This window comes from Actinomyces sp. S6-Spd3, from assembly GCF_000758755.1.
Lineage (GTDB): Bacteria > Actinomycetota > Actinomycetes > Actinomycetales > Actinomycetaceae > Pauljensenia.
Window position 1 is genome coordinate 1 of record NZ_JRMV01000229.1, and the last position, 597, is coordinate 597.

Annotated in this window: 1 pseudogene; it reads right to left on the minus strand. The window is 51.6% G+C overall.

Features of this window, described 5'->3' with window-relative positions:
• Window positions 1–266: pseudogene (locus HMPREF1627_RS10720) on the minus strand (hypothetical protein); the annotation flags it as partial.
• Between the last annotated feature and the right edge of the window lie 331 nt (window positions 267–597).

Consider the following 597-nt stretch of genomic DNA (forward strand, 5'->3'; position numbering starts at 1 on the left):
GCAACAACGACATCAGCGCTTTTAGCCCACGAGGATTGTGCGACCGGTGAAGCTACCACCTTTGAAGGTAGCGCAATTGAAGTATCTGGCCCAACGAAACCAGTTAGTGGAACCGCCACGGTGGCTGCCGCAACCACGGCTACAAGACCACCCTTCAAAAGACTCAACCAACTAGGTTTTTGGATCTTGCGCTTCGAAGACGCTTCTGCCTGCTCACGAAGCTGACGACGCGTAGGGAAAGGCGAGCCATTTGGAGAATCATTCACAGGCAAAATAACTCTTCCCTTCCCGAAAGCATGTAATAACAGGGTGACTCACACGAACTCACGCGGTGAATACATAACGAACTTATAACGCTGGGCCGCGCGGATCAACCCGTTTGAAAAAGCTGTGTACAGACTCACGCCCATCACTTCAAACCGGCACCAATGAGCTACAGACCCAAGTTCGACTCACGCATCCAAGTTGCGCTCGATGAAAACATCCTCACGCTGTAGCGAGTCTCTAACCTCGCCAACCAACTCTTCAATAACGTCCTCTAAGAAAAGCACGCCAACCGTCTGACCATCCTTTACAACCTCTGCCAGATGCGTACCC